Annotated in this window: 16 protein-coding genes and 2 tRNA genes; 13 read left to right on the top strand and 5 right to left on the bottom strand. The window is 42.5% G+C overall.

Going from position 1 to position 22498, the window contains the following annotated elements; translation table 11 throughout:
* Window positions 1–57 precede the first annotated feature (57 nt).
* The gene (locus IEV61_RS08380; protein ID WP_229747071.1) at window positions 58–867 is read left to right on the top strand and encodes a hypothetical protein; all 810 of its coding nucleotides are present in this window, start codon (window positions 58–60) and stop codon (window positions 865–867) included.
* Between the two features lie 547 nt (window positions 868–1414).
* Here the strand turns inward: IEV61_RS08380 and IEV61_RS08375 are convergent.
* On the bottom strand, window positions 1415–1678 hold the full coding sequence (locus IEV61_RS08375; RefSeq protein WP_188415594.1) for a helix-turn-helix domain-containing protein: 264 nt from the start codon (window positions 1676–1678) through the stop codon (window positions 1415–1417).
* A gap of 357 nt (window positions 1679–2035) precedes the next feature.
* Here IEV61_RS08375 and IEV61_RS08370 point away from each other — a divergent pair, with 357 nt between their 5' ends.
* From IEV61_RS08370 to IEV61_RS08340, 7 genes are all read left to right on the top strand, one after another.
* Entirely contained in the window at window positions 2036–3229 is a 1194-nt protein-coding gene (locus IEV61_RS08370; protein WP_188415592.1) for a site-specific integrase, read from the top strand.
* 1016 nt (window positions 3230–4245) lie between these two features.
* On the top strand, window positions 4246–4566 hold the full coding sequence (locus IEV61_RS08365; protein ID WP_188415590.1) for a DUF6660 family protein: 321 nt from the start codon (window positions 4246–4248) through the stop codon (window positions 4564–4566).
* 81 nt (window positions 4567–4647) lie between these two features.
* Window positions 4648–9036: a CusA/CzcA family heavy metal efflux RND transporter gene (locus IEV61_RS08360; RefSeq protein WP_188415588.1), complete on the top strand. Its 4389-nt coding sequence runs from the start codon at window positions 4648–4650 to the stop codon at window positions 9034–9036.
* A gap of 1 nt (window position 9037) precedes the next feature.
* On the top strand, window positions 9038–10285 hold the full coding sequence (locus tag IEV61_RS08355; protein WP_188415586.1) for an efflux RND transporter periplasmic adaptor subunit: 1248 nt from the start codon (window positions 9038–9040) through the stop codon (window positions 10283–10285).
* Window positions 10286–10347: 62 nt separating this feature from the next.
* Complete coding sequence (locus IEV61_RS08350) at window positions 10348–12372, top strand: heavy metal translocating P-type ATPase (protein ID WP_188415584.1); 2025 nt, start codon at window positions 10348–10350, stop codon at window positions 12370–12372.
* 344 nt (window positions 12373–12716) lie between these two features.
* A tRNA-Pro gene (locus tag IEV61_RS08345) sits at window positions 12717–12790 on the top strand.
* Between the two features lie 11 nt (window positions 12791–12801).
* Window positions 12802–12876, top strand: a tRNA-Ile gene (locus tag IEV61_RS08340).
* Between the two features lie 464 nt (window positions 12877–13340).
* Here the strand turns inward: IEV61_RS08340 and IEV61_RS08335 are convergent.
* Window positions 13341–13853 carry a hypothetical protein gene (locus tag IEV61_RS08335; RefSeq protein ID WP_188415582.1) on the bottom strand — a complete coding sequence of 171 codons (513 nt, stop codon included), beginning with the start codon at window positions 13851–13853 and terminating at the stop codon, window positions 13341–13343.
* Window positions 13854–14382: 529 nt separating this feature from the next.
* Between IEV61_RS08335 and IEV61_RS08330 the strand changes: the two genes are divergently transcribed.
* From IEV61_RS08330 to IEV61_RS08315, 4 genes are all read left to right on the top strand, one after another.
* Complete coding sequence (locus tag IEV61_RS08330) at window positions 14383–14661, top strand: hypothetical protein (RefSeq protein ID WP_188415580.1); 279 nt, start codon at window positions 14383–14385, stop codon at window positions 14659–14661.
* A gap of 302 nt (window positions 14662–14963) precedes the next feature.
* Complete coding sequence (locus IEV61_RS08325; RefSeq protein ID WP_188415578.1) at window positions 14964–15821, top strand: hypothetical protein; 858 nt, start codon at window positions 14964–14966, stop codon at window positions 15819–15821.
* 139 nt (window positions 15822–15960) lie between these two features.
* Window positions 15961–16455 carry a hypothetical protein gene (locus IEV61_RS08320; protein WP_188415576.1) on the top strand — a complete coding sequence of 165 codons (495 nt, stop codon included), beginning with the start codon at window positions 15961–15963 and terminating at the stop codon, window positions 16453–16455.
* Window positions 16456–16824: 369 nt separating this feature from the next.
* Complete coding sequence (locus IEV61_RS08315; RefSeq protein ID WP_188415574.1) at window positions 16825–17424, top strand: hypothetical protein; 600 nt, start codon at window positions 16825–16827, stop codon at window positions 17422–17424.
* Between the two features lie 137 nt (window positions 17425–17561).
* Here IEV61_RS08315 and IEV61_RS08310 read toward each other — a convergent pair whose 3' ends face one another.
* Window positions 17562–18455, bottom strand: a complete 894-nt coding sequence (locus tag IEV61_RS08310; protein WP_188415572.1) for a hypothetical protein — start codon at window positions 18453–18455, stop codon at window positions 17562–17564.
* A 198-nt stretch (window positions 18456–18653) separates the two neighbouring features.
* Window positions 18654–20153 (bottom strand): RtcB family protein, encoded by a 1500-nt coding sequence (locus tag IEV61_RS08305; protein WP_229747070.1) that lies wholly within the window; start codon window positions 20151–20153, stop codon window positions 18654–18656.
* 288 nt (window positions 20154–20441) lie between these two features.
* Here IEV61_RS08305 and IEV61_RS08300 point away from each other — a divergent pair, with 288 nt between their 5' ends.
* Window positions 20442–21497, top strand: a complete 1056-nt coding sequence (locus IEV61_RS08300) for a helix-turn-helix transcriptional regulator (protein ID WP_188415570.1) — start codon at window positions 20442–20444, stop codon at window positions 21495–21497.
* A 46-nt stretch (window positions 21498–21543) separates the two neighbouring features.
* On the opposite strand, the gene IEV61_RS08295 is transcribed toward IEV61_RS08300, so the two are convergent.
* The gene (locus tag IEV61_RS08295) at window positions 21544–22491 is read right to left on the bottom strand and encodes an ADP-ribosylglycohydrolase family protein (RefSeq protein ID WP_188415568.1); all 948 of its coding nucleotides are present in this window, start codon (window positions 22489–22491) and stop codon (window positions 21544–21546) included.
* Between the last annotated feature and the right edge of the window lie 7 nt (window positions 22492–22498).

The raw sequence follows: 22498 nt of genomic DNA, 5'->3' as shown, positions 1-22498 counted from the left end.
ATAACCTACCATGGAAAGGACTATGTTGAATTGGAAGAACGGCCGCCTGAAAAGCCGGTGAAGCAAGTGTCGGAACTGGATATGCTCATCAAGCAGATCAGCCGGGAAAAGCTTCCTTTCAAAGTACCTGAGCGGTTGACCAGACCCGATCTGCTGATCGTTGCAGCAAAGGAAAGCCTGGCTAAGCTAACTGATCCTAATTTCCCAGGTATGGCGGTAACGGCCAAAGGCCAGCTGGACATCAGGGTAACGACAGGGAATGCTGGACGGGCGCTGCGCTTTATGGACACGCTCATCAAATGCGTACGGGCGCGAGGCTATCGGTACAGTGTGGAAGCGGATGGGAACTATATAGTTATCCGTCAGATAAAGCTCAGGGTTAACTTTCGGGAGCGAACATCAAGGATCAGGGTACATGATAAGCCTTATCAGGAGTACGAATGGCAGCCGAATGGAAACGTTGTCTTTAGGCTGGATAGCAGGCTGAAAGCCGAATGGCAGGACCTGAAGACGCAGCTGTTGGAGGAGCAGTTGCCTAAAGTGCTAGCCAAGCTGGAACTGGCCGCCAAGCAGGAAGAGGAATACCTGGCTAACGCACGCGTATGGCAGGATAACTGGGAACGGCAGCGCAAGGCACAGGCCGAGTGGGATGCGCGTCAGCGTGAGGAGTTGAAAGGTTTTAAGGAACTGATTGACCGTGCGAAGCAATGGAAACAGGCAAGCTTGCTTCGGGAATATCTGTCTGCTGTACCTGATCCGGATAGCGATTGGCTTACCTGGGCGCGGCATAAAATTGACTGGCTCGACCCCTTTGTAATGGCAGAGGATGAGTGGCTCGCCAAGACAGACAGGAACGACTTTTTATAAACGTTAACCGCCACAGGCAAACTGCTCCATTGCACCACGCGCTACCGCGCAGGGTTCCATTACGCAGTACGCCTGTGGCAATTGTGCAGGAGTAAAACGCGCGATGCTTGTAACACACCTGCTTTTGCTGGGGTTTATTGAATGGTGAACTTTTTTTAGGTTAGTTGTATGGGATTCTTTGAATGGTCTTTGGTTGCTTTTTTTGTTTTGTATGGAATAAAGACATATCGTCAGCAGGTCTATCCTTTGGACAAGTATCTCGACTCTTTGATCAGGCGTATAAAATTGCTTTTACGCCGTAAGTGACATTTCCTATAACCACAGGTTATATTTTACAACTGAGAGAAATAGAAATTGTAACCTTTTGTGCCTACCCTTGCCCTTCAACGCAGGCACAAAGTTAGCACCGCAGCGAAGGCGTAAAGGACATGTGAATGGTGCGATTGTCTTTTTTTTGGCAGCACCATCCTTGACACCTTCGCTGCTCCGGGCTACTTAGTTGTTTAAGCGTTATAATGGCTGCAACGCTCGACTGTTATTAAATCTATCACCCTTTGCCCTCTAGAAGGCGCTGAATGTCCTCTTGCTTATAATACAAAATGCCGCCTATCTTGGTGTAACGTATCGTGCCTTTCACGCGCAGGTTCTGAAGGGTACCTGGTGAGATTTTCAGCATGTTTTTCACCTGATAACTTTTGAGCCATTTGGTGTTTTCCTGTGGTTGCTTTCCTTGTAACAAGGTTTTAAAGTCATTGAGTAATAGTTCCCTGAATTCGTTCAGGTCATCTTTGGTTATGATTTCTGTTGCCATAATTTAATTTGATCTTGTTCTACAAATTTTGGAAGCTTTTGACATGGTTTATCGGTAGTTCTTCGGTAGTACCGATAAATAAATATTGAGTTGGTCTGAGATATTTTGGTTACTCTAAAAGCTGATCTAAAACTGACCTGCATAAAATTTATAGGATTATTGCATGAATTCAATGCTATTGATTGCTTTTGAATTCTAACCGAATCATTTATATAGAGTTGCGAATTTTTGTCGGTAGTTCTTCGGTAGTACCGATGAACATAAGAGGAATTATAGCCGACTCTTTTGTACTGTTCGTGAGAAAATTACATGCAGAAATTATCCCTCCAGCGGGTATAAACTGAAACTTATTTAAATATGATAGTAAATAAACTACACATTCTTCTGTTCTTGTATCGCTCAAAAGCAAACCGCAAAGATACTATGCCCATTTATTGCCGTATGACACTTAATGGTCAGCGGAAGCAGTTTTCATCAGGTTGCTCATTGAATGAGCCCAATTGGGATGAACGTAAATCTTTACACAAAGGACTATCAACTGAAGCGAAGCATATCAATAACCAGCTCAGGTCCATTCGGAATAGGATCTTAAAATCTTACGATTTTCTTGCTCGAAAAGGTGATCATTTTGATATCAACCAACTCTACGACCAATATTCGGGAAAGACGGTTGAAATAAAAACGTTGCTTGGTGTCTTTGATCAACATATCACTCACATTAAAGAATTGATCGGTATTGATTATTCGATGGCCACCTACAATAAATTCGTACTTATCAGATCTCATGTTGGCGAATTCATAAAGAGCTATTATCATTTAACTGATTATCCTTTGGGTCAACTTAAATTGGGTTTCCTTCAAGATTTCGATCACTTCCTAAAGTTGCAGAAAGTTCAAAATCAAAACACCGTCAACAAGACTATTGAAAGGGGAAAAAAGGTAGTAAAAATTGCCGTTGCACACGGATGGTTAACACATGATCCGTTTGCCCTTTTTAGAAAAAAGCGTTTTGTAAAAGCAGTGGTGTACCTGGACAGTGAAGAATTAGATCTGCTCAAAAACTATCAATTTTCAGGCAAATTAAATACTATAAGGAATATTTTTCTCTTTTCCTGCTACACGGGGCTTGCTTACCATGAAGTGTCGCACCTCCGTAATGTTCATTTGAAGACTAACAAAGGGATGCTTTGGATTGAAATGATCAGGCAGAAAACCAAGCGTCCCATTTCTGTTCCTTTGCTGCCAAAGGCATTAGCTGTTCTTGAATACTATGATTACTTAAACAATGATGGCGCCTTGCTTCCTGTTATCTCTAATCAAAAGCTAAACGCCTATTTAAAGGACGTTGGCTCCGAACTAGGAATTGAGAAGCATCTTACCCATCATGTGGCTAGAAAAACGTTTGCGTCTACAGTGTTACTGAACAACGATGTTCCGGTCGATGTCGCATCATTTTTATTAGGTCATAGTAAAGTGTCCACCACAGAGGAGTTTTATGCGAAGGTACAAAGGGTTCGCGTTTTGACGCACCTTAGTAAGATTTCTGGTTGATAGTTTAAGCTATAATACGTAATCGCGATTCCAAAGTTATACTTCATAAAAGTGAATTCTTTGGAATAGCCTCTAACATTTTAATGACGCTTACGACTTAAAAATAAGGACAGCAAATAATCCGAATATAATGGTATATAAAACATTAAATCATTGTTGATTGGACAGGATTTCGTATATTTGAATAAGCTTAAAAAGTGGCTGTTTGCTATCCGAACACCTGATTGTGAAAGCTTTAACTATTTTGTTGTTAATCAGATAATTATATTATAGGGTTATCGTCCTGCCATCCCGACAGAAAGCGATATCAAAACAAATCAAAACCCTGTAAATCATCTGATTTACAGGGTTTTGTGCTTTATAGCACTTCCCTCAAACACCAAAATAAACCAAAGTTTTCCAGGTTATATTTCCCCTATCCGAACACCTGTTTTGGTTTTGTACCTTTACAGGTGCTCCAAAGTGTTATATTTAACTGTATATCAGTTAGTTACAACAGGTCAATTTTGATGAATTTTGACTGGTTTTGGACGGCTTTAGAGCCCTTTTTGAGTGAGTTTGAAACACCTAATTCACCAAAGGATTTATTAGTTCTTAAATTTTATGAAAACAGTTAAAAGTTTCGGTATCTATTTCAATGTTAGATTAGAGAAAGAAAAAGATGGAAAAGCGCCTGTTTACATGTGTATCACTGTAGAAGGCAAGAAAACATGGGTTGCCCTCCAGCAAAAGATCACCTTGTGCTTCTCGAACCACTTTTTAAGTAATTAGAGAGATTAAATTCTTTACCACTTTTATGAGAAACCATTAGGGTACTCACCTTACTGGTTATTTGCCTCCATTTTTCATTGGCATCACAACCAATCCGAGTAGATTACTAAACTTAATATGTGTTTGATTGGCGATCATATTGGGGGATTATTGTCTATCTAAACCAAATATTAGATCATATGTACATTGTAAAATTCCACCTTGTATTTAGTAGTTTCACGATAAAATGATAATTTCGTTTTTGAATGAAGTTATTAGCAATACTATTTAGTGTCTATATGATCTTGCTTGCAGTTCTGCCTTGCAGGGACAGCGATGATTTTAGTTCTACGTTAAAAGCTAACACTTCACTTTCACAAAGCCATTCAGCAGACGAAAAAGGAGTCAAAGAGACTTGCACGCCTTTCTGTACCTGCGCTTGCTGCTCAACCGTCCGTACCATCCATGCGCAACAAGCTGTGACACTCGCGTTTGTTCAGCCTATTGTTCAGGTATATGGTGAAACGCTTGTACCAGCTATTCTTGAGCAAAGCATTTCGGTTTGGCAGCCTCCTCAAATCGGTTAATACGACTACTTATTAATTATTCTTTTTAAGGATAGCAGCGATGCTGTGCCTTAAAGAAATCTTCGTATTAATCCAAAATTCATGTTTGATAAGATCATTGCGTTCTCGATCAGCAATAAGCTAGTTGTAGGAGCATTTGTAATACTATTGGTAGCAGCAGGTATATTTTCACTTACCCATCTGCCTATTGATGCACAACCCGATATTACCAATAACCAGGTACAGATCATCACCCAGGCACCTAAATTAGGCGCCCAGGAAGTGGAGCAGTATATTACCGCACCCATTGAGCTGGCTATTGCTAACGTACCGAAAGTCATTGAAAAGCGTTCCATTTCTCGTTCCGGCCTATCCGTGATCACCGTTGTATTTGAGGATAACGCGGATATTTACTGGGCAAGGCAGCAGATCAGCGAGGGGTTGAAAGAGGCCGAAAGCCAGATCCCTAAAGATACAGGTGAACCAACCCTTGCACCTATTACCACCGGCCTTGGGGAAATTTACCAGTATGTGATTCATACCAAGCCAGGCTATGAAAATAAATATACCGCGACGGACTTGCGCACCATGCAGGATTGGATCGTCCGAAGGCAACTGGCCGGAACGCCTGGTATTGCCGAGATCAGCGGATGGGGCGGCTATGTCAAGCAATATGAAATTGCAATCGACAATGAAATGCTCAACAGCCTGAATATTACGATCAGCGACATATATACCGCGCTGGAAAAGAACAACCAGAATACAGGCGGCTCTTACATCGAGCAGCGTAGCAACGCCTATTTTATCAGGGGATTAGGACAGGTTAAAACACTGGACGACATTGAACATATCGTAGTGAAAAACCGCGAAGATGCACCTGTGGTTATTGGTGATATTGCTAAGGTGCAATATGGCAGTGCTAACCGCTATGGTGCGGTAACCCGTAACGGAGAAGGCGAAGTAGTGGCCGGGGTTGCGCTGATGCTTAAAGGCGAAAACTTCAACGAGGTTATCAAGCGGGTGAAGGCGCGCATGGCTCAGGTACAAAAGTCATTACCTGAAGGCGTAGTCATTGAGCCGTTCATCGACCGAACGGAACTGGTTGGAAGAGCTATGGGTACCGTCGAACGCAACCTGATAGAAGGCGGCTTGATCGTTGTCTTCGTACTGGTACTGCTCTTGGGTAACTGGCGTGCCGGTTTAGTAGTAGCATCCGTTATTCCGCTGGCGATGCTTTTCGCTGTGACGCTAATGTATCTTTTCGGCGTATCAGGGAATTTAATGAGTTTGGGAGCCATTGACTTCGGGCTTATCGTAGACGGTGCTGTTATTATCGTAGAGGCGATTGTCCACCGCATTACGGAAACCAACCGCTTTGCAGGCAAAGAAACACTTAACCAATCCGAAATGGATAGTGAGGTTTACGAGGCTGCTTCCAAGATTCGAGACAGTGCAGCATTTGGAGAGATTATTATATTGATTGTCTACCTGCCCCTTTTCGCGTTGGTTGGCATTGAAGGCAAGATGTTCCGGCCAATGGCTGAAACCGTTGCCTTTGCTATCCTGGGCGCTTTTATCCTTTCATTGACCTATGTGCCCATGGCGAGTGCCTTATTTTTAAGCAAGAATACGCACCACAAACGAAATATATCCGACCGGCTGGTTGACGCGCTGCACCGCTTATATACACCGGCTTTAAACGCTGTGCTTAAAGCCAAAAAGTTAACTGTTATCCTTTCAGTCTTCTTATTGGCTGTTGCCATATGGGCATTTTCGAAAATGGGTGGTGAGTTCATTCCTACCTTAGAAGAAGGCGACCTGACTGTGGAAATCTCCATGATGCAGGGTTCTTCTCTATCCCAGGTGATCGAAACGTTCGGCAAAGCAGAAAAATTATTAAAACAGAAGTTTCCAGAAATCAAACAAGCCGTTACCCGAATAGGTAGCGCAGAAGTACCGACCGACCCGATGCCGTTTGAGCGCGGTGATATGATGCTTTCCATGAAACCGAAAGACGAATGGACATCTGCCGGTGACCGTGCGGAAATGATGGAAAAAATTGAGCAGACACTTAAAAACATTCCCGGAATCAATGTTGAGGTAACCCAACCGATGCAGATGCGTTTTAACGAACTAATGACCGGAATCCGTCAGGATGTCGCCATTAAGATCTTTGGCGATGACCTGGACGTATTGACCGCACAGGCTGTACAAACTGCCAAACTTATAGGCGGTGTTGAGGGCGTAAGTGAGCCTATCGTAGAAAAGGTAAGCGGCTTGCCGCAGGTAGCGGTTACCTACGACCGTCATAAGATCGCACAGTATGGGCTAAATATTGAGGATGTGAATACGGCACTTAGTACCGCTTTTGCAGGGCGTGTTGCGGGCGTAGTATTTGAGGGAGAGAAACGGTTTGAGATCGTTTTGCGCCTGAGCCGTGAACTTCGTTCCGATATTATTAACATCGAAAACCTGTATATCCCGCTGCCCAGCGGCAGCAAGGTACCACTTAGCCAGGTAGCTTCTATTAAATTGGAGGATGCGCCTTCGCAGATCAGCCGGGAGGATGGCAAGCGCCGGATTTATGTTGGCTTTAATGTGCATGGCAGGGATGTAGAAAGCACCGTAAAGGAAATTCAACAGCTATTGAATCAAAAGCTGAAAATGCCTGCCGGATATTATACTACTTATGGCGGCCAGTTTCAAAATTTGCAGGAAGCTAAAGGCCGTTTGGCCGTTGCCGTCCCGGTGGCACTCTTGCTAATTTTAGTCTTGCTATACTTTACGTTCCGTTCTATCAGGGAAACTCTGCTGATCTTCTCTGCTGTGCCATTGTCTGCCATTGGCGGTGTAGCTGCCCTTTATTTAAGAGGGATGCCATTTAGCATTAGCGCAGGCGTTGGTTTTATCGCGCTCTTTGGCGTTGCCGTACTCAACGGTATCGTGTTAATCAGCTACTTCAATCAGCTCCAGGCCGAAGGAATAAGTGATATTATTGAGCGTGTTAGGAAAGGCACACAAATCAGGTTAAGACCGGTGTTGATGACCGCATCAGTAGCCTCTTTAGGTTTCCTGCCAATGGCCATATCTTCTACAGCAGGTGCCGAAGTGCAAAGACCGTTGGCAACGGTCGTGATCGGTGGGCTGATTTCCGCAACATTGCTTACGCTATTGGTACTTCCGGTACTGTATATTCTTTTCACCAAAAACCATCCGCCAAAAACAGACAAGACAATGCCCATATCACCCAAAATTGTAACTATTTTATTGTTGGTAGCAGGCAGTTTTTTTACAGGAACGGTAAAGGCCCAGAATAACAAGCCGCTTAGTTTAGATGAAGGTATTCAAACGGCTATCCGTAATAACCTGCAACTACGAAGGTCAACATTGGAAGTTAGTCAAAATAAAGCGTTGCAGGGCACAGCTTTTGATCCCGCTAAAACGGATATTCTTCTCACCCAAGACCCGACTTCCGGTGGTAATATAGATAATAGTTTAGGTATTTCCCAAAGTTTTGCTTTCCCAACCGTTTACAGTGCACAACGTAAACTACTCAATGCTCAAACCGTACTTAGCGAACGGGCAAGTGCAATCACCGAAAACGAATTGGTAAAGCAGGTAAAAGCAGCTTATTACCAATTGTCCTATGCACAAAACAAAGTCCGGCAGCTTGCCAGTCAGGACAGCTTGTATAAACGCTTTTCTGAGCGGGCTGCTTTGCGCTATAAGACAGGTGAAACATCTTATCTGGAACAGCTATCTGCAGTAAACGCTTATAAAGAAATCGGGGTTGCCAGGCGTCAATCCGAAGCGGATGTAATGATCGGCAGACGGGAATTGCAACAGCTATTAAACGTGGATTATTTGCCGGTTATACCCATAAGGCCTTTAGAAAAACTACCTTTTATTCAAACAGACAGCACAGCTGTCGGTAACCATCCGCAAGTTGCGTATTACCAGCAGCGAAATGCTTTGGCTAACGCGCAACTAAAGGCAGAGAAAAGCCGCTACTTGCCCGACCTGACCATCGGCTACCGGCAGCAGCTTCTGGTGGGCGCATTCAATCCTGCCAACATCAATCGCAATTATTTTCCGGGAACCCGTATAGGAGGTTTTGAAGTTGGCGTTGCTGTTCCGCTGTTTTTTGGTGCGCAGCGCAGCAAGGTTAAAGCTGCGCAGGTCGGGCAGCAGATCGCCCTGACCGAGCAGCAGAATGCAGCTAATTTACTTGGCAAGCGCTACAATCAAGCTTTGCAGGAACTGGCTAAGTACGATGAAGCCGTCCGTTATTACGACGAGGCCGGATTGAAACAGGCAGCTGAACAAATTCGCATCGCCCAATTTGCCTACAGTAAGGGCGAGATTGGTTATGTAGAGTTCATTCAGAACATGACCCAGGCGATGAACATTCGGTTGGCCTACCTTACTGCTTTGCGCGACTATAATCAGGCCGTTATTGAACTTACTTACCTTACGACAACAGGAAAATAAAATGAAACGATTCCCTATAATACTATATAAAATAGCCATTGCGATGATAATTGCAGCATCGGTAATGCTCATATCCTGCTCACTGCAACCTAAACCAGAGGACAAAGAGGCGGCTGAGAAGGAAAAGCCTGAAACACAATCCGAAGACGTAACCCTTTCGCAAAGCCAGCTGGATGCGGTCGGTATCCGTTTAGGCAGCATGGAGCAAAAAAACCTAAAGTCGGTGGTAAAAGCCAGCGGTCAACTGGAAGTTCCCCCACAAAATAAAGCCGAAGTAACGTTGCTAATGGGCGGCGTGGTCAATCAGGTGTTTGTATTGGAAGGCCAGCATGCCAGCAAGGGGCAGAAACTCGCAACCATTGAAAATAACCAGCTCATACAATTGCAGCAGGATTACATGGCTGCAGAAAGCAGCCTGTCTTATGCTACCAAAGAGTACGAACGTCAAAAGGAACTGAACGAGGCGAATGCCGGAACAGGTAAGATTTACCAGCAGTCACAAACTTCCTTGCGCACTGAGCAGGCTAAGGTAGCCGCTTTAAGCCGCCAGCTCCGGCAGGTAGGCGTTAGTCCTGAAAGTGCATCACATGGTCGTTTTATCACGCAAATTCCGGTGTATGCGCCCATCAGCGGCACCATTGGAAAAATTGCTATTCAAACCGGTTCCTATGCAGAGCCTGCCAGGCCGTTAATGAACATCATTGATAATTCTAAAGTGCATTGCGACCTGGTGGTTTATGAAAAAGACCTTTTTAAGGTCAAAGCAGGCCAGCATGTTTATTTTACGCTCACCAATCAGGAGAACCGGGAGATTACCGGGAAGATCTACGGCGTGAACCAGTCATTTGAAAACGAAAGCAAGGCTATCATTGCCCATGCTGTCATTGAACAAGCGGCAAAAAATAATCTGATCCAGGGAATGTACGTATCTGCCTTAATTGATGTAGGGCAGCAGCGGGCTACCGTTGTTCCTACTGAAGCTGTGATTAAAACCGGTGGCAAGGAGTACATCTATTACCTTGTTAAAATGAATGAACCGGAAACATCGAAAGCAACCAAAGACAAAGATGATGAGGCTGCTGCTGGCAAAAGCTATGTATTCAAAAAGGCAGAAGTGGTTACCGGTGTAACTGACTTGGGCTATACAGAAATAAAAATGGTTAAAGAACTGCCTAAAGACATAAAGATCGTAACCAAAGGTGCGTTCTACATCCTTTCATCAGAGAGTGCTACCGGAGACGAGGATTGATCGTTTTAAAAGGTGGATATATTAATTATGATACAAGAGAAACAACTACTTAAAACAAGATAATGGGAAATAACGATAATCAACAAGCCGCTAAAAAGATCAACCATGATCCTGCTGAAGTCATTAAACCTTCAGCGGAGAGTGAGGAGGCACATGATGCTGATCAGCATGCAGCTGGTGGGCATGACCATAATGACGAAGCATTGAACTTAACCAATGAACCGGAGAAAGAAGAAACCTGGCTAAGCCACTGGCCACTTCTGTCTGCGCTGCTCATCCTAATCATAATGCTGACATTGGAATTTGGCTTCAAATATCAACCGCCATTTCCGGTCAACCTAATCATCTTTTTGATTGCATTTGGATTGGCTGGCTATAATGTATTAGGCATGGCATGGCGCAAGGCTAAGCACTTTGATTTTTTCAACGAATTCTTCCTCATGAGCGTTGCCACAATTGGTGCTTTCAGCATCGGCTCATACAGCGAAGGCGTTGCCGTGATGGTATTCTATTCCATTGGTGAATGGTTTCAGGATGCAGCCGTAAACCGGGCAAAGAAAAGCATTAAAGCACTATTAGATATCAGACCGGATAAGGTGACCGTAATGCGTGACGGTAAGCCAACGGAGACAGATCCGAAAACCGTTGCGGTGGACGAGATCATTCAGGTTAAAGCCGGTGAAAAAGTGGCGTTGGATGGCGAATTATATTCCGATGCAGCGACCTTCAATACTGCCGCCCTTACTGGTGAAAGCAAGCCCGATACCAAACGTAAAGGTGATAAAGTATTGGCGGGAATGATCAACCTGGACAAAGTAAGCGAAGTACAGGTTAAGTCATTATTTAAGGATAGTAAGCTCAGCAAAATACTCGAAATGGTGCAGGACGCAACCGCTCGTAAATCGCAAACGCAGCTTTTTATCAGCCGGTTTGCCAAGATCTATACGCCTATAGTTTTTGCTTTAGCTTTATTGGTTTGCTTTGCGCCATACTTCTTTGTTGACGCTTACAACTTTCACCAATGGTTTTATCGCGCATTAGTATTCTTAGTAATTAGCTGCCCTTGTGCCTTGGTGGTTTCTATTCCGTTGGGATACTTTGGCGGTATCGGGCTGGCATCGCGAAACGGAATCTTGTTTAAAGGTTCAAACTTTTTGGATGTGATGACCAAGATAAATACCGTTATCATGGACAAAACCGGAACGCTTACCAAAGGGGTGTTCAACGTTCAGGAGGTGGTGACCGATAACTTTGATAAAAACGAGCTGGTTAAATATGCAGCCGCTATTGAAGCCAACTCGACCCATCCTATTGCTAAAGCCGTGGTGGAGTATGCAGGCGAGCCTGCCGCTGAGCTGAAAGCCGAAAATGTTGAAGAAATATCCGGGCACGGATTGAAAGGAACCATAAGCGGAAAGATCGTTTTGGCCGGGAATGCAAAATTGCTTAAGAAATTTAACGTTACCTATCCAGGAGATGTAGATACGTTAGTAGACACGGTAGTGGTACTGGCTGTTGACAACAGGTACGTTGGGTATATTACCATTGCTGATGAGATCAAAGAAGATGCAAAAGAAGCCATTGAAAAGATGCATAGTTTAAAGCTGCAAACGGTGATGCTATCTGGTGACAAGCAGGCGGTAGTGGACAAAGTGGCAAAAGCTTTGGGCATTGATAAAGCTTTTGGTGATCTGTTACCCGATGGTAAAGTGCAGAAGGTACAAGGCTTCAAGGATGCCGGAAACCGCATTGCTTTCGTAGGTGACGGCGTAAATGACGCACCTGTTGTTGCCCTTGCTGATGCAGGTATTGCCATGGGCGGCTTAGGTAGTGATGCTACCATAGAAACGGCAGACATTGTTATTCAGAATGACCAGCCATCAAAGATTACCACCGCTATCAAAATAGGAAAAATAACAAGCCGGGTAGTATGGCAGAATATTACTATCGCAATGGTTGTTAAAGTAATTGTACTTGTATTAGGAGCTGGTGGGATTGCCAATCTTTGGGAAGCGGTAATTGCCGATGTGGGCGTAGCCTTGCTTGCCATTTTAAACGCAGTAAGAATACAACGAATGAAGTTGTAAATAAATATGGGATGACGATGTGAAAGCATTCAATAATTTATAAAGATACTTCAGCCGCGTTCAGCAATTGATAATGATGTGGCACGTAACCAGAGGGCCATCCTTAACTTTGTTAATTAATTGAAGAATCGCTACTGAATTGACTTTCAAGTTTTTTTACAGAACTTTTCTTGATTTATAAAATTAAGCCGTATGCTTGCAGCATGAAAACAACAACAATACAGATACAATTGCCGCAACCGATCTATCGGAGGTGAATGGGTATGTATTGAGTAAAATAGAACAATATGCCACGATCCTCTTAGATAGCTTTAAGGGGATTTTTTGTTTTATGTGCAATTTTCAGGGTAGTATATCAATTGGTCAGATTACCTGCTTTGGGAGCAGGAGGTTCCCGGTTCGAGTCCGGGTTACCCTACAATGTTTAGCGGAACGTTAGCTCAATTGGTTAGAGCAACAGCCTTATACGCTGTGGGTTATAGGTCGTGGGTCCTATACGTTCTACTATGATGGTTGGTTGCCCGGGTTGGCAATGGGGGACTTCCCTTTTGAGGGTAATGGTCCTGGGTTCGAGTTCCGTACCAACTGTTTATATTTTCCTATGGTGCAACGGTAGCACGTCTGATTTTGGTTCAGAAGATCGTGGTTCGAATCCATGTAGGAAAACTGTTTTAATGAAGGATTGGTATGGTGGACTTGCTGCTTTAAGCGGGTAAGAGAAATTTTGAAATTTAAAGATATTTCTGTATTTCTTTAAATTCGAACTAAAGTTTGCTTACAAAGTACCCCGTAGGGAAACTGCGGATAGCGGGAGGCTGCAGAAGTACCAGCAAGATATCCATCCCTTTTATTACGGAAGTTTGTTTTAAACTAATGGCCTGCTAATTTAGGAGTGTGTAATTTCCAGATCACTGATTTCGAAGCGAAATTTATATAAGATATAATCTGATTCAATCCGGACGACTTTTTTAAAAAGTGGCGTCATTTGTTTTCCGAAATCGTATGACCCCCGAATTTTCACTGTGCAAAGGATCCTGAAATACCAAGTCAAGCGAATCAGTTGTTCCATATTTTATAATCGTCCATCCTTTATCTTTAGTGTATTCAGAAGAAAATTTATCAAACCTGAAACTAAGCATATCTAACAAAGCCGTATTCTCACCGGCTTCGGGTTGAGCGTCTTTATAAGTTATTACAAATCGGTTGCCCAGTGTATCCCCTTTTATTTCAGTAAGTGTTGACTTTTCGTCCCTGATCTCATGAAAGCAATCGGTCAGGTTCTGCCTTTTTACAAATCCCGGTACTGTCATAGTGAAATAGGCGCTTCTAAAATCACAGCCAACCGGGCGTGCCATCTTTTTTTCCCGATTCATGGATGTAGCGCTATTGGCCCTGCCTTTATCATTGCCAGAACAGCTATTCAGCACGTTTGCAATAAGCGCCGCACCTAAAAAAACGATGCTTAAACAACTATTCTTCATAACCACTTGATTAATTTTAATAATTTACACTACGATTAATAACTTATAATATTCCTTAAAAGTTTTATGAAATTTCACTGAAAGGTCTGAAATTGAAATATTTATCCTGATCTATAATAGCAAGCGGGCATTGCTATAAGGTGTACCCTTTTACTATGGTGGCCGGTTGCCCCGGGTTGGTAATGGAGACTTCCCTTTTGAGGTCAAATGGTCTTAAATCAGTGTCTTGTAGCGGCCACTTTACTTTACTTTCCTTTGGTGCAACGGTAGATAATCTGTTTTTGGTTCAGAAGATCGTGGTTCGAATCCATGTAGGAAAACTTTTTTTAATGAAGGATTGGTATGGTGGAATTGCTATTTTAAGCGGGTAAGGGGAAGTGTTTAGATACATATATTGTTGTATTCGGTTTAACGAAGAATGAAGGCTGCAGGCGGTGTATTCCTTAAGAAGGCGGCAGACAACGGTAAACCCTTGGCCACCCCAAAACAATCATTGTAGAGAAGGGTTATAGGTTTAAATATTTCAACTATGAACCTTATTTGGGCAATTTTATTTATAGCAGGCGGTTTTATTTTAAGATTTCAGATCAATAAACGACAGTTTAACCGCCGTAACATGGCCGGCGTGGAAGAATTCAAATCGTACGGGAATGCGTATGCCACTCAAATGATCGAAAAGGTGGGTAGATATGTTGGATTTTTCTTGATCGTTTTCGGAATTATAATGGCCATTTCTTTTTTCTTCCGATCTTCAAACAGTAGTCATGATACCAACCGTAAGAAGGTTGAACATTACAAAGCACAATAATTTAACGGCGAAATATTCACCGCTTTACTGCGCTGGTTAACCAAATTCATAAAGAATTACACCTTAGGCATTAAATTCCTCTCCGGTTCGATTCCGGCGCTGGGTACACAGCGTGGGGTTTGAGTCCCTTCTTCCATACATGTGGTTGGAGTTGCCTCTTGGTCGAGGCTCGTTTTAGCATTTTGGTTAAAGTAATCAATATATGGCAGATAAAAGTTTAAGTGGATAGCTTTTGCGAAATAAACAATAAGCCAGTCGTTAAAATTCAAAATAACCTTAGCTTTATAGCTGAACAACACGCTATGGAACATTTATACTATAAACCATCAGGAAAAATACCGGTAAAAGGCATCTTTATTTCCCTCATTACGGCATTCGTCATCACGGTTGTCCTCAGTGTTATATATATCGCCCTGCAATGGTTTATCCCTTTTATTTACCTTAACTTTTTTATTGCAGCCGGACTGGGATTTGGCATTGGCGGCGGGGTGTTTTTCGCAATTGGGGCGGGGAAGATCAGAAACACGAAGTATGAGTTTGTGCTCGCCGTGCTGTGCGGCCTTTTAGGCTGGTATTGCCAATGGGCATTATTTGTATCCCTGCTATCAGAAGCCGAAGGCAGTATGGGAGGTGGCATGTGGGTGCGTTCGTCTTTTAACCTCACAAGTTCCTGGTATATTTTTACACATCCTGAAATTCTTTTTGGGGCCATGCTAAGCTTAAATGATGTTGGTACTTTTACCCTGAAACACAGCACGGTTTCTGGTACGCTTTTATGGGTGGTTTGGGTAATTGAAGCAGTGATAATTATTGGAGCGCCTATAATGGTTTCCTTTTCAGGAAGGTCGACGCGTCCATTTTCTGAACAGAATGATGAGTGGATGGAAGACCGGGATGTGGAGGGAAAGCTGAAAACGGTAACCGATCCTGATGCTATGATACAGGAGTTAAGTACCGGTAATTTAAAATCCCTGAAAGACTTTTTGCCTGCTGATGATCTATCAACCGATTATGCAACGTTGCGTATCTATGAGTCTCCGGGCGATCCTGCCAGCTATATCAGTGTGACCAATAACAGCCACAAAGCCGATAAAAAAGGGGAGTTAAAAAAAGAAACTAAAACGGTGATCGAATATTTTAAGATTACTGCTGCTTTTTAGCACCTTTGCCCGTTACTTTTTTACTAACCACACACCACTTTTTAACAGGTAAGCAGCCCACGAAAAGTATAAGGTTTGATTCCCTATGATGCCGCTTCAAGTTCTGATAATTTGGCTTTAATTTAATTTCTAATTAGATATGAGAGAAACGTTTTTAGAATATAAAGGTAAAGGGTTTTGGATACGAAGTAAGTTCGTAGAAATTGTGAGTGAACATATATGCCAGGCTTTTGAAAATTTAGGGTTAGCAAAATTTAACGAAAAGCTGCTTGATATATATAGTGATTGTGATTCCAACAGAAATGGTGAAAAGTCATATGGTGTTGTAAATATTCTATTTGATGATTCAGTCATAACTGAAGACGATAAAAAAGCGTTTTTAGATATTTGTAGCAGAGCTAAGCAGCTTATAGCTGCAAAAGGGCAAGAATTGAGTGTACCGACACTAAACGCTTGGGAACTACAAAAGCTTGTTACTTATGAAAGTTATACATGGTCTGTTCCAATAAAAATAGAGAGCTTGAAAAAAACAATCGAACTTTTTGAACAGCTCATCAACGAAACCTATCCATTTTCAAACCATTACATTAATTATATAGGTTTTCCAGCAGCTGAACCCCATGATATTTTGTAATAATAACATCGCTCCCGCAAGGGTCTTCGCTTGTGATAAAGTGGATAGGTAATGAAATTCGAAAATGTGTTGGAAGCGTTTAACCACCAGCGGGACTTTCGGGAGCAAGGGGGTGTTAAGAATGGGGGTTTGTTTGCGGCAGACTAAAGTCTGTGAGCATAGTAGTCCGTAGTCGGAGACTACGGACAGCGGGGTTGACACAAATTATTATATAACAATGTTAGAAGGCTTAAACTTATAAGGAAAGCTTTGTTATCTTATTTATTCTAACTTCTGCACTTATATATTCATTGGGATCTTACGCTGCTGCCCTTTTTATATTAATTTTAACGACTATAATCCATTAGGAATTCAAATTATATAGTTGAAATGAATAATAACTTAATTGACAAATTTGCAGTGGAACATTCTTTGGTAACTACGTCACTTTTTTGGAGCAGCTTTTGGCCCAGCTTTATGGCAAGTTTAATTGCTGGTATTTTAATAACATTTTTAATAACTTATCTTATAAGTAGAATAAAAAAGCCTAAGTTAGAAATAGGTTTGGTGATAGGAACAGGTACACAAAGAACTAATCATTTTGACTTTTATTGTATCAATACAGGAAGTACTGGTTTAATGCCTAATCAAATTCAGTGGCAGATATACTTTGAGACGATTTTTAATATAGAAAATCAGGAAGTTGGTTGGATGCAATCTGTAATAAACGGTAAAAGTTATAACGTTCTAAATGGCGTAAATAGCCAACCGTGTTTTCCAGATTCATCATGCTCAATCCTATCGTTAAGTGTTGTGCGAGACAAAGTATTCCCTTATTCAACAATTACTGAAGTGCCTTTTTATTACTCATTTTCAACAATTGACGGCCAACAGAAAAATAGAGACTTTTGGAAAAAGAATCCAAAAATGTTCTACAACAATGGTTTTATCAATAAACAAATGTTTAAAATTAGTAAAATTAGTATTTAAGATACCGAATATTCTCCTTAGCTCCCGCAAGCATCCCGCTTATAATTGAACCCTTACAGATCATTAAATACTCTTTGTTAACATCGCTTATGCCACAAGCTGGACGCTTGGGCGAGGAAAACCTTTTGCATATGTAGTTATCCCAAAAATTCACTCTCAATTCCGTTCTCGATTGTAGCAACTACTCGATTTATAATTGTATTTGTCACTTTAACATTTCCATTTTGGTCAATTTTTCTTATTTGATTCATATCGACTTTGATAGAAAATGTGTTTGAAAAATGAACATTACCTTTAATAACATGGGTCTTGAATTTGGAGTCATTCATTTCAAAATTTATTATTTCGTTGCCATAAAAGCCTTTCCACATAAACTTCCCCGATTTAATAGCTGGGGAAATTACATCTATTGTGGCCTTTTCTAATTCGAGATCTGGCAAGTCATCTGAGTTCAGTATAAACTTTTGAAAGTTATCTTTTGGAATCTTTCTGGGAGGACCAACGGGTGACTTGTTTTTAAATCTTTGTATTTCAATAAAATCAACTTTTGGATAGCTATTTAATTTTTTGAATAAATTTGATTTTCGCCATGAAATCTTGTAGTTTTTGATAACAAGATTAGTAGAGTCTTTCAGTTTATCATCTGTCAAGTCTTTATCTTCCTTAAGAGAATCAAGGTTTAATTTTTCTAGTTGTTGCCGCTTAATTTCATTATCTAACTTTAAATTTTCGATTTGTAATCTGTTGAGTTCCTTGTTTTCTACAGGAAATCTTGTTATTACGATTGTTGCAATACTTATTATTAAGGTTATTTGATTAGCATTTTTTCCTAAAAATCTCCAAGTTTCCTTAAATCCTCCTTCTTCTGTTGGTTCGGTCTCTAGATGAATAGAAAGTTCTAACGTTTCCGCAATTTCTTTAAAAAGATATAACAACTCTTTTTCACATTCATTTCTTAAAATAGAGTCAATAGTATGGCTTTCATCTTTGAAAAAATAGTGAAGTTGTAAACCGTCCGAATTCTCTACCATTTTATTTTCTAAATTGAGTATAACCCATAACATCTAAATAATACCTAAGCTTTGTTGTTACTCATTGAGTATTAATAAACTAACGCAAGATAAAAAAATATTCTAAACGCTGTTGTTTTCCTTTCTACCACAAGCGTCTCACTTGTGGTAGAAAGTTTTGCATCTCTCTATGAAATCAAACTTAAACGAGTAAATGTATCAATCCTCCGGCCTTTCCCTCGCATCTGCCATCCTTACAATCCTCGGTTCAAACTTAGCCAATACGTCTACCAAATTCTCCTGTGCGGCCATTACGGCGTGGATGTCTTTGTAGGCCATGGGGGCTTCGTCCATATCGCTGCCCATGAGGGTAATGCGCTTGTTTACGAGGTTGGCGGCTATCAGGGCTTTGTCCAGCGTTTTAAAGGCGGCACTACGGCTCATTAACCGGCCGGCACCGTGGCTGGCGGAGTTAATGCTTTCCACGTTCCCTTTACCGCGCACCACAAAACCGGGCGTGCTCATGCTGCCGGGAATAATACCCAGCACACCTTCGCCCGCCGGGGTAGCGCCTTTACGGTGTACCATTACCTCGGTACCATCGGCCAGTTGTTCTTTCCAGGCAAAATTGTGGTGGTTTTCTATCATCGTAATGGGTTGAACACCTAAGGCACGGGCAATTTTGTTATGAATTTCGTGGTGATTGGCACCGGCATATTCGCCGGCCAGGTTCATGGCAATCCAGTATTCCTGTCCCTCGTCCTTATCCAGGTCTAACCAGGCCAAATGCTTGGCTTCGGCCGGGAGCTTGGTTTTGGTCATAGCAATTTTGCTGTAATAATCGGCCACGCTGCCACCAAAGCCACGCGAACCGGAATGCGAAAGCAGGGCCAGGTATTTACCAGCCGGTATATCGGCCAACGCACAATCGGCAATAGTGAGTTCGCCCCATTCTACAAAGTGGTTACCAGTACCGCTGGTACCTAATTGCGCATAGGCCTTGTCTTTCAACGAGCGGATCAGCTTGGTTTCGTTCCAGGTTTTGCTATCGAACAAGGAACTGTCAAAGTATGATTTAGTAGTGCAACCTATCCCGAAATAGGTGTTATCCACCAAAATATTTTTTAGCTTATCGGTTTCGGTATCTACCGCTTCGGCCGGGAGATCAAAAATGCTCAGGCACATCCGGCAGGCAATATCCACGCCCACCGCAAAGGGGATAATGGTATTAGCCGTGGTAGCCAGTACGCCGCCAATAGGCAGGCCGTAACCCTGGTGGGCATCGGGCATTAAAGCGCCGGCCACGGCAATGGGCAGTTGTATGGCGGTACGCATTTGGCTTAGCGCGCCCACTTCAATATGCTCCAATCCCCACACCGGGAAATCGGCTATTTCTTCTTTCAGCTTAAAGTTGCTGCGTTCCTGCTTTACAAACTTGCCTTGTTTGCGCAGGGCAATTACCTCTTCGGCCAGGTTTTTAAACTTGCCGCCTTTTTGCATGGCATAAGGCATGGGGTCGTTTATTAAAGCTTCCAGGTTAGCCAAGATCTGGGTTTTATCCATCACCCCATGTTTCAGCAAACCATTAGCCACGCGACTGAAATTTACCAAAACATCCACCTCGTTAATGCCTAATGCTTTTAACTCGTTGTTGCCTATTTTTAACCCCCCAGCCCCCTGAAGGGGGAGTTCGTTTTTGATATTTTGCTTTCTCATCATAGCTGAGTTTGTAATTTAACATTTAATTTCTTTGCGGGCCAAAATCCCTCTCTCCAGGTTGAGAGCGGGAGCGTTTGTGAACGCGTTCAGCCTTTCGACCCTACAAAGAGAAACATCAAGTGCGCAGCGTATTTGCGCAGTAAAAAATATTTTAATAAATTCATCAAAAAATAGCTGAACCGGAATTTTAAGAATTAATTGAATTTGCAAAATTGAATTGCATAGAATTCTGGTAATCCTAAAAATTCTTCAAATTCCGGTTCAGACGAATTCGAAATCACAGATCACATGCCCGTTAACCGCAATGCCCTTATCCGTTACCGCACTATTGATAGCTGCCTGCAAAACAGGCGCAGGCAATGGTCGCTCGATGATTTGATTGAGGCCTGCTCGGAGGCCATATACGAGTACCAGGGCATTACCACGGGTGTAAGTCGCCGCACTGTACAGGCCGATATGGAAATGATGCGGAGTAATAAGCTGGGCTACGAGGCGCCCATTATAGTGGTGGATAAAAAGTATTACACCTATGCCGATAAAAATTACAGCATTACCAATAGTCCGCTAAACGGGCAGGATCTGCAGGTGCTCGCCGAGGTATCGGACCTGTTGAAGCAGTTTAAAGGCTTTGGCCATTTTACCGATGTAAACGAAATGGTGAGCAAGCTGGAAGATAAGATCTACACCCAAAAAACGCATAGCGCCCCGGTTATTGATTTTGAAAAGAACGATAACCTGAAAGGTTTGGAATGGATAGAAGTGATCCGCAAGGCCATTGTGGCTAAGCGAACCTTGTGTGTTACTTATCAATCGTTCAAGGCACGTGAGGCCAGTACTTTTTGTATCAGCGGCTATTTGATGAAAGAATACCGCAATCGCTGGTTTGTGCTGGCGCAATCGCACCAGCGGCATGCGCCATTGCTTACCCTGGCTTTAGATCGTATACAAACCATAGAAGAACATGCTGACGATTATCGTGAGAACACCCAATTGGACCTCACCACTTACTACAACGATGTACTCGGCGTAACCAAAAGCCCCAACCAGCGCGATTGCCTGGTGGTTTTCTGGATTGATAAAGACAACGCGCCCTACGTAATTACCAAACCCCTGCACCATACCCAACAACTGCTGAGCGAGGATGAAACCGGAAAGATCTTCAGCATTAAAGTGATCCTCAACTTTGAACTGGAACGCGAGTTGCTGGGCTTTGGCGCCAAAATGCGGGTGCTGAGTCCGCGCATACTGGTAAAGCAAATTAAGGAACAGTTTTTGAAAGCTTTGGAGGGATATAAGGCAGAGCGTGAAGAAAAGGCGGAGGAAACGGTGAAAAGGGATCAATAAGGGGAACCTGGTAAGCCAAACAACACAAAGCAGACAATAATTTACTTTAAGCCAGCTTGTTAATCAGTCGCGTTGCCAGGTCTTCAATGTCTGATTTGCGGGCAAGTTGTGGTAGCCAATGTGGTGGAATGCTTTGATAGCCATAAAGCAACCCTGCCAAACCACCGGTTACTGCGCCTGTTGTGTCGGTATCGCTGCCAAGGTTAACGGCTTTTAAAACCGCATCTTTATAATTATCTGTATTTAATAAACAGCAAATGCTTGCTTCAAGCGTATGAAGCACGTAGCCGCTACTTTGAATATTTGCTTCAGGTAATAAATCAATACGATCTGTTAACAAACGATAAAAGATATTTTTCTCAGATGGATTCATTTGGATAGAATCTAAAAACGCGGGTATGAATGCTTGTAACTCGGCATAAATCTCAAACTTATCTTTCCCGGCAATTATGCCCAACGCAAATTCAAGATAATAAAAGCAGGAAATTACTGAGCGAACATGACCATGTGTTATTCCTGAAACTTGTTTAATGATCTCGTATCGTTCCAAAACCGGCTTGTTCCTGATATAGAGCAAAAGCGGCAAGATTCGCATTAATGACCCATTGCCATTACTTTGTTCATCAAAATCGCCGGCAATATCTGGCCTTACACCCTTTACCAGCCGGTCAATTGCACGCTGGGTAGTAATTCCAATGTCGAAAACCACGCCAGTTGCCGTCCAATAATTTCGATATCGCCAATCTATGAAGTTTTGGGCTACCCGGTTCAGGTCAAAATCAACTGTCAACGCTTCCGCTAAACAAAACATCAATGAGCTATCGTCAGAGAAAGTTCCGGCAGGCATATTATGCGTACCAAAACCTATCAAATCTTTTACCGGATTGTTCCTGATTTCTTCACGGCTTTTAAACTCTACCGGCACACCTAAAGCATCACCTACGCTTACTCCAAACAAAATGTCTAAGCAGGTCTTATGATTAATATTCTTCATCAATAAT

The sequence above is a fragment of the Mucilaginibacter galii genome (genome assembly GCF_014635825.1).
GTDB lineage: Bacteria > Bacteroidota > Bacteroidia > Sphingobacteriales > Sphingobacteriaceae > Mucilaginibacter > Mucilaginibacter galii.
The sequence above is the reverse complement of the archived record's forward strand: the minus strand, read 5'-3'. Positions and strand labels throughout refer to the sequence as shown.